The following is a 7,865-nucleotide window of genomic DNA, read 5'->3' as shown; positions in this document are numbered from 1 at the left end:
TGTTTTTTCCCAGTGGATGACAGGTAGGCTCGACTTCGGCTGCAACGATGGTGGAGGTCAGGCCCCTGCCGCCATGTCCTGCCCAGTCTGCAGGCACATCTTCAATAGAAGTGCTCAAGTCGGTCATATTTACACGAAAAATTTTATCTGCCATAATCTCTACCCTCTATTTCTTTTCTTTTACGTTTTCCAGTGCCGCAAATGATAATTTTTGACCACCACCATTTACCGGAACATGTTCGCTTTTTAGGTTCCAACTACTTTGTATGCTAACCGGAAGGTGTGCATACAAAAGGCCGGAACACTCGATCCGGCCGATGGGAATACATATGTGGTGATCATGAAAGTGGAAAAGGAAAGGTGCTTCATAGCACCAAGAGCCCCAACCCGCTCACCACATTTTAGTGTCTATTTGTAACAATCAAGCTTAATCAATAAAGCCCGCCTGCTCATGTCACAGGCAGCGGTAAGCGGGCTTTATCCTTTTTTACATCAAGTCCTACAGCGCAGCTTTGTAGATGGCAATTACATCAGCATCTTTAGGAGTACGTGGGTTGGTGAAACCACAAGCATCTTTCTGTGCATTACCGGTCATGGTGTCGATGTCTTCTGCTTTAACATCTTTGCCATAACGCTTGCCGAGTTCAATCAAACCTGAAGGAATACCAACATCCGCAGACAGCTTCATGATTGCATCAAGAGCAAGCTCAGCTGCGTCACGCTTGGAAAGTCCATCAGTGTTTTCGCCCATCAATTGAGCAATTTTTACGAAACGGTCCACCTTGGCGATCAAATTGAAACGGCTAACGTGCGGCAGCAGGATTGCATTACATTCGCCATGTGGCAGATCATAAAATCCACCCAACTGATGCGCCATGGCATGTACATGACCGAGGCTGGCGTTGTTAAATGCCATACCTGCAAGATACTGGGCGTAGCACATACCTTCACGGGCAACGATGTCCTGTCCGTTAGCTACCGCTGGACGCAGGTGCTGGGCAATCAGTTCAATTGCTTTTTCTGCGGCAGAGTCGGTCATCGGGGTGGCGATGGTAGAAACATAAGCTTCAACAGCATGGGTCAATGCGTCCATACCGGTTGCAGCAGTCAATGCCGGCGGCATACCCATCATCAGAAGCGGATCATCAAGAGCAATACCAGGAGTTACACGCCAGTCAACAATAGCCATCTTCACTTTACGGCTGGTATCTGTGATGATGCAGAAACGGGTCATTTCAGATGCGGTACCGGCGGTCGTGTTTACCGCAACATACGGAGGCATTGGTTTGGTGGACATATCAACGCCTTCGAAGTCATGAATCTTGCCGCCATTAGCAACAACAAGACCAACACCTTTACCACAGTCATGGGAACTACCACCACCGAGGGTGATGAGGCTGTCACAGTTATTTGCTTTGTAAGCGTCAACGCCATCATGAACATTATTATCGGTAGGATTAGGAATTGTTTCGTCATACACAACATATTCCATCTTCGCTTCGTCAAGCAGATCGGTGATCTGTTTGGTGATACCAGCACCGGTTATACCTTTGTCTGTAACGATCAAAGGTTTGGATCCACCAAGATCTTTTATCTTGGCTGGAATTTGCTGAGCTGCACCAATACCGATAAGGGTAACGCTTGGAATGAAATAACCGTATACTTCTTCACGAATTGCCATAATGAAACCTTCCTCTCAATGTGAGTTGATGAAATACGTTATCACGTTCGTTTGAACTCATAGCTTGTGCGCACCCCACTTATCAAGCAAACATCGTGCCAAATTAAAAAGAGTGCAATTACCAATTGTTACCAGAAATGACAGTTTCCAGGGGCAGACAAACTACCCCCTCTCCTTAACATTTTATTTTTTACTGATATCTCTCCAAACAATTAACTCATATCATTTTAGACAGTTACACCAACAAAGACAAAATGACCCACCCGAATGCCTAATTGCGTCAAAATGACCAGCCCATACTGTAAATGACACACAGCGGGTGACATCCTTGACTAAGTATATAATTGATGGGGCATGTAATAATCCACTTAGACTAACGAGCAATCCTATAATCCCCAGCAGAAAGAAACAATATCTGCTGCTATTGCCTGCAAAGATAGAAAATGTAAAAGGCTAGACACCCACGCCGCAGGTATCACCATAAGGAGGTAAAATCAAACAGGGAATAAGTGGAGAGGGTAAGAACGAAGCAACCGGTACTAGATAAACACAGGGTACCAAAGAGAAGTGTGGGTCGGTAGACTGCGATATGAATGTGGTGATCATGTGATGCAGAAGGGTAAGGAGAATGGCTCCTGCATCACATGGTCATGCAAACGAAAAGGAATGGCACCCCATAGTACCATGGTATCCAGTTCGCTCACCACATTTTGGTGTCTAACTGAAAAACAACTTTATTAGACAAAGCCCGCCCGGATAAACCATAGGCAGCGGTAAGCGGGCTTTATCTTTTTTCTACATCAAGTCCTACAGTGCAGCTTTGTAGATGGCAGCTACATCAACATCCTTAGGGGTACGTGGGTTGGTGAAACCACAAGCATCTTTTTGTGCATTACCGGTCATGGTGTCGATGTCTTCTGCTTTAACATCTTTGCCATAACGCTTGCCAAGTTCAATCAAACCTGAAGGAATGCCTACATCTGAAGACAGCTTCATGATTGCATCAAGAGCAAGCTCAGCAGCATCACGGGTAGAAAGACCATCGGTGTTTTCGCCCATCAATTGAGCGATTTTCACGAAACGGTCCATCTTGGCGATCAGATTAAAACGGCTAACGTGCGGCAGCAGGATTGCATTACATTCGCCATGTGGCAGATCATAGAATCCACCCAACTGATGCGCCATGGCATGTACATGACCGAGGCTGGCGTTGTTAAATGCCATACCTGCAAGATACTGGGCGTAGCACATACCTTCACGGGCAACGATGTCCTGTCCGTTAGCTACCGCTGGACGCAGGTGCTGGGCAATCAGTTCAATTGCTTTTTCTGCAGCAGAGTCGGTCATCGGGGTGGCGATGGTAGAAACATAAGCTTCAACAGCATGGGTCAATGCGTCCATACCGGTTGCAGCAGTCAATGCCGGCGGCATACCCATCATCAGAAGCGGATCATCAAGAGCAATACCAGGAGTTACACGCCAGTCAACAATAGCCATCTTCACTTTACGGCTGGTATCTGTGATGATGCAGAAACGGGTCATTTCAGAAGCGGTACCGGCGGTCGTGTTTACCGCAACATACGGAGGCATTGGCTTGGTGGACATATCAACGCCTTCGAAGTCATGAATCTTGCCGCCATTAGCAACAACAAGACCAACACCTTTACCACAGTCATGGGAACTACCACCACCGAGGGTAATGAGGCTGTCACAGTTATTTGCTTTGTAAGCGTCAACGCCATCATGAACGTTCTTATCGGTAGGATTAGGAATTGTTTCGTCATACACAACATATTCCATCTTCGCTTCGTCAAGCAGATCGGTGATCTGTTTGGTGATACCGGCACCGGTTATACCTTTGTCTGTAACGATCAAAGGTTTAGATCCACCAAGATCTTTTATCTTGGCTGGAATTTGCTGAGCTGCACCAATACCGATAAGGGTAACGCTTGGAATGAAATAACCGTATACTTCTTCACGAATTGCCATAATGAAACCTTCCTCTCAATTTGAGTTGATGAAATACATTTTCACGTTCGTTTGAATCCAAAACTCTTACATACCCCCTCTTTATAGCAACCATCGTGCCAGATATCAAAAATACACAATTCCAGACAGTTAAACGAATCCACTCTTTTCACAAAAGGACAATCCTGCCGGCAACAATACAGATCACCATCGAAACCAGCACCAACAACACACAAATAAAACTCATTATTTCAACAATATAAAAGGCAAAGAACAAAATGACCCGTACAGCCAGGCATATGCGTCAAAATGACCGATGCCTATCGACAGACATACAAGCAAAAAAAAAATCGCCCGGTCAGGCGATTTTTTTGGTGGTGATTTTTTCACCACACACAGTCTGTGTGAAAGGGGAAGCTGGGGCAATACGTGGAACCCTGCTTGTACTCCTTGCGAGCTCTGCTGAGCAGTTACGAGCTAACCAGCAGCATAGTTAAGTAATTTACGATAAAGTGTTTTTCTGCTTATTCCCAATGTCTCTGCTGTTTTTTGCCGGTTACCTTCAAAAACATCCAACATTTTTAAAATATGCTGCTTCTCCACAGTTTCAAGGGTAAAGACATCATCACCATTTTCTGACTGTTCTACAAGTTCCCGGGGAAGACAACGCTCGGTAATGATACCATTCTCTGCCAGTATCATCGCGCGCTCCAGCACATTGCGTAATTCTCTCACATTCCCCGGCCAGTTATAGCGCAGCACACATGCCATGGCACTATCTATTAGTCGATACTCCATGCCGTCAGTATTTAAGATGCTCAGAAAGTAATCAACAAGTAATGGCAGATCTTCCTTACGTTCTGCGAGACGGGGGACCTTGATGTGAAAGGCATTAATTCTATGATAAAAGGCTTCATTAAAACGCCCTTTTTCCACTTCTTCCGCCAAATGGCGATTAGTTGCAAAAAGAAACCGAATGTTAACCTTTCTTTCTTCTTTGTCCCCAACCCGCCGATAGGTCTGGGTTTCCAGTGCCCGCAGCAAAGATGCCTGCACTTCCATCGGCAATTCGCCAATTTCGTCAAGAAAAAGTGTACTCTCATCAGCAAATGCCAACAGCCCTTCACGCGTGTCATCAGCCCCTGTAAACGCACCTTTCACATGACCAAACAACTCACTGCGCGCCAGTTCTTTCTGTAGAGAAGCGCAATTTTTAATAATTATTGGTTTACCACAACAGTTGGACCTCATGTGAATCAGGCGGGCGACCACATCTTTCCCCACCCCTGACTCTCCTGTAATCAGAACGGGTATGGACGCCGGCGCCACTTTATTCACCAGAAACATGATTTCATTTATCATTTTTGAATTGCCGATAAATGACACATCATCTTTACTATCGGTCTGTTGTCGGAGAATCGCGTTTTCGCGTTCAAGCACCACTCGTTGGTGGGCTTTTGCCACTAGCAGATCGAGCCGTTCCAGGTTAAATGGTTTACGAATGAAGTCATACGCACCAAATTTCATGGCTTCAACAGCAGTATCCACATCACCATGGCCGGTGATCATGATAACTTCTGTGTTGCTCAAACTTTCTTTAAGCTTAACCAGCAACTCAAGCCCTTGAACATCCGGCAATCGCAGGTCCATGACTATTACCGAAAAATGGCGCTCATTTATAAGCTGCATGGCCTGCTGTGCTGACTCGGCAGTGAACACCTCTCGGTTGCCTTCACTTAATTCTCTCTGCAAAAGACGACGGATCGGTTCTTCGTCGTCAATGACTAAAATAGCATATTTATCTTGGGGCATTATGGCTTTATCCCTGGAAGAGTTACGAGAAACGAAGTGCCTTCACCGTCGACACTACTCACCGAAATCTCACCATGATGGTTCTTAACAATGGAATAACAGGTGGAAAGTCCAATACCAATTCCCTGACCAACAGGCTTAGTGGTAAAAAAAGGCTCAAATAACTTATCAATGGCATCAGGCGGGATACCGTACCCGGTATCTTCAACAACAAGCTCCACGGCCCCAGCCTCATTCAATTTGGTTCGAACCAAAATATTTCCACCATCAACGGTGGCGTCAAAAGCATTGGTCAACAAATTAATAATCACCTGCTTCAGCTGTGACTCGTCTCCCATAATGTAGGGCAGATCTTCTCCCAGATCTGTTTGAACCGACAGATCCTGCCGATCCTTCAAATGATGCTGAAGAATAAATAATGTGTCAGTCACGCAATGATTGACATCAACCGGCCGAAGGCTTGAAGCCATTGGCCTGCTAAAGGTAAGGAGTGTCTGCACGATATCGCGGCAACGATCACACTCACTGATGATGGTATTGGCATATTCATTAAAGTCAGCTGTCATTTGCAGATCGAGCTGATCTTCCATTTTTCTAAAACGACGTTTCAACCCTTCGGCAAAACCACTGATCGCTGCCAGGGGATTATTAATCTCATGGGCGACACCCGCGGCGAGCGTTCCCACTGTAGCCATTTTCTCTGCCTGATAAAACTGCGCCTGAAACTCTTTTTCCAGAGTCACGTCTCTTTTAAAAAGAAGGACCTGCCGTTCTCCTGTTGGTTCACTTTTGAGCGGCGAAGCTATAATCTCAAACTGCTTGAATTTTCCATTGACCTTATAAATTGCCAAATCCTTAACAATCTCACTTCTATCCAGCGATTTGACGGCAGGACAATCATCACAGGTGGTAAAATTACCGCGAAACACCTCGTAACAGTATTGCCCAACCGGATCGCTATCACTGAACCATTCCCTGAAAACATGATTAATCCGTTGGATGCGCATATCTTCGGAAAGGACGACCATTAAATCCGTGATGCCGTCCAACACTGCCTGCATCTCTTTCCGACCTTTATCCAATTCGACATTGGACGTCTTCAGCAGCTCTACCTTTTGCTGCAACTCCTGGTAAAATCCCTGTTTACAATGTTCAATCCCAATGAGATCATGGAGTGTCGTCGAGCCCATTACCACACCTCCTCACAAATCTTAAGAAAATCCCGCCAGGACGCAGGGCCGGGATTGGTCAGATTACAGGCATCGTTGACAGCCATTTTACACAGTGCTTCCATATCCTGTTTTTTATCTTCGTCAATTATCTCGCGCATGCGCTGAGAAACATTGAGAGAAGCAAAAAACTCATCTAACTTATCAATCCCCCCAATGGCGGTATCAAGATCAGAACCTTTTTGCCCGCCCATAACAATACGCCCGATATCAGCCATTTTCTGAATATTATATTTGAGGTTAAACCGCATGACCTCAGTTAGGAGTATAGGATGGATGACACCATGGCTCATGTCAAAATATCCCCCTAAAGAGTGAGCCAAAGCGTGCTCTGCGCCTAAGCCGGCATTACTAAACGCCATGGAAGCAGACACCGCTGCTGAACTAAGTTGTTCCAAGGCATCAAGCGACCGGGTCTCAACTGCGTGATGTAGATTTTTAAAAATCAATTCCACAGCCTTCAAAGAATGCATTTCAGTAAAGGGTGAAGCTATGCGAGAAAGATAGGCTTCAATGGCGTGTGCCAAGGCATCTACGGCTGACTGCACGATAAGGGTTTCGCTCTTAGTGCGCAGAATCAACGGATCAACAATGGAAATATTTGGAACCAGCGTGCGAGTTATAATCGACATTTTCACCTCACGCTCCACATCGGTAATAATGCAGAACTGTGAAATATCCGACCCACTGCCGGCAGTGGTGGTGATAAATACCATGGGCGGCAAGGGCCGTTCAACTTTGTTTGCCCCTTCGTAATCTCTTATTCTGCCGCCGTTACTAGCCAGAATGGCAATGCCCTTGGCAGTATCCATGGGGCTTCCTCCACCGATGGCGATAATGACGTCGGTACCGTTCTTTCGGTATAGTTCTGCTCCCTGCTCAACCTGGTAATCGCGCGGATTGGAAGTTACTCCCGGATAATAGACCCATTCTATGCCTTCTTTTTCCAGTATATCCATCAGCCGCTGGAGCCAGCCTGCATTTTCAATACCTTCATCACTGACAAGAAAGAGCTTTTTTGCCCCTAATCTGCGAGCACAAAGTCCAGCATAATTTAAACTGCCACGCCCAAATATTATTTCAGGGACTGCGAATTTCGTAATTTCCATAAATTTACTCCTTGGGCCCCAGACACGATGAGTGCCTGTAGTAGCAGATCGAAAGAACACCGGAAC

At 45.8% G+C, this 7,865-nt stretch carries 6 protein-coding genes; all 6 read right to left on the bottom strand.

Annotated elements, in window-relative coordinates; translation table 11 throughout:
• On the bottom strand, positions 1–154 hold a 154-nt coding region (locus JWH17_RS20345; protein ID WP_205224530.1), incomplete at its 3' end, for an aldehyde ferredoxin oxidoreductase N-terminal domain-containing protein.
• Positions 155–499: 345 nt separating this feature from the next.
• Positions 500–1,681, bottom strand: a complete 1,182-nt coding sequence (locus JWH17_RS20340) for an iron-containing alcohol dehydrogenase (protein ID WP_205224529.1) — start codon at positions 1,679–1,681, stop codon at positions 500–502.
• Positions 1,682–2,488: 807 nt separating this feature from the next.
• Positions 2,489–3,670: an iron-containing alcohol dehydrogenase gene (locus tag JWH17_RS20335; RefSeq protein WP_205224528.1), complete on the bottom strand. Its 1,182-nt coding sequence runs from the start codon at positions 3,668–3,670 to the stop codon at positions 2,489–2,491.
• Between the two features lie 456 nt (positions 3,671–4,126).
• Positions 4,127–5,461 carry a sigma-54-dependent transcriptional regulator gene (locus JWH17_RS20330; protein ID WP_205224527.1) on the bottom strand — a complete coding sequence of 445 codons (1,335 nt, stop codon included), beginning with the start codon at positions 5,459–5,461 and terminating at the stop codon, positions 4,127–4,129.
• The gene (locus JWH17_RS20325) at positions 5,461–6,651 is read right to left on the bottom strand and encodes a two-component system sensor histidine kinase NtrB (protein WP_205224526.1); all 1,191 of its coding nucleotides are present in this window, start codon (positions 6,649–6,651) and stop codon (positions 5,461–5,463) included. The genes JWH17_RS20330 and JWH17_RS20325 overlap by 1 nt, the downstream gene beginning before the upstream one ends.
• Positions 6,651–7,799 (bottom strand): iron-containing alcohol dehydrogenase, encoded by a 1,149-nt coding sequence (locus tag JWH17_RS20320; protein WP_205224525.1) that lies wholly within the window; start codon positions 7,797–7,799, stop codon positions 6,651–6,653. The genes JWH17_RS20325 and JWH17_RS20320 overlap by 1 nt, the downstream gene beginning before the upstream one ends.
• Positions 7,800–7,865 lie beyond the last annotated feature (66 nt).

The organism is Desulfogranum marinum, assembly GCF_016918565.1.
In the GTDB taxonomy this organism is placed as follows: domain Bacteria; phylum Desulfobacterota; class Desulfobulbia; order Desulfobulbales; family Desulfobulbaceae; genus Desulfogranum; species Desulfogranum marinum.
This window is presented reverse-complemented; position numbering and strand designations above follow the sequence as displayed.

What these genes read in the sequence shown, in the direction of transcription:
- JWH17_RS20340 (WP_205224529.1), bottom strand. Translation starts at nt 1,681, where the DNA reads ATGGCAATTCGTGAAGAAGTATACGGTTATTTCATTCCAAGCGTTACC.
- JWH17_RS20335 (WP_205224528.1), bottom strand. Translation starts at nt 3,670, where the DNA reads ATGGCAATTCGTGAAGAAGTATACGGTTATTTCATTCCAAGCGTTACC.
- JWH17_RS20330 (WP_205224527.1), bottom strand. Translation starts at nt 5,461, where the DNA reads ATGCCCCAAGATAAATATGCTATTTTAGTCATTGACGACGAAGAACCG.
- JWH17_RS20325 (WP_205224526.1), bottom strand. Translation starts at nt 6,651, where the DNA reads ATGGGCTCGACGACACTCCATGATCTCATTGGGATTGAACATTGTAAA.
- JWH17_RS20320 (WP_205224525.1), bottom strand. Translation starts at nt 7,799, where the DNA reads ATGGAAATTACGAAATTCGCAGTCCCTGAAATAATATTTGGGCGTGGC.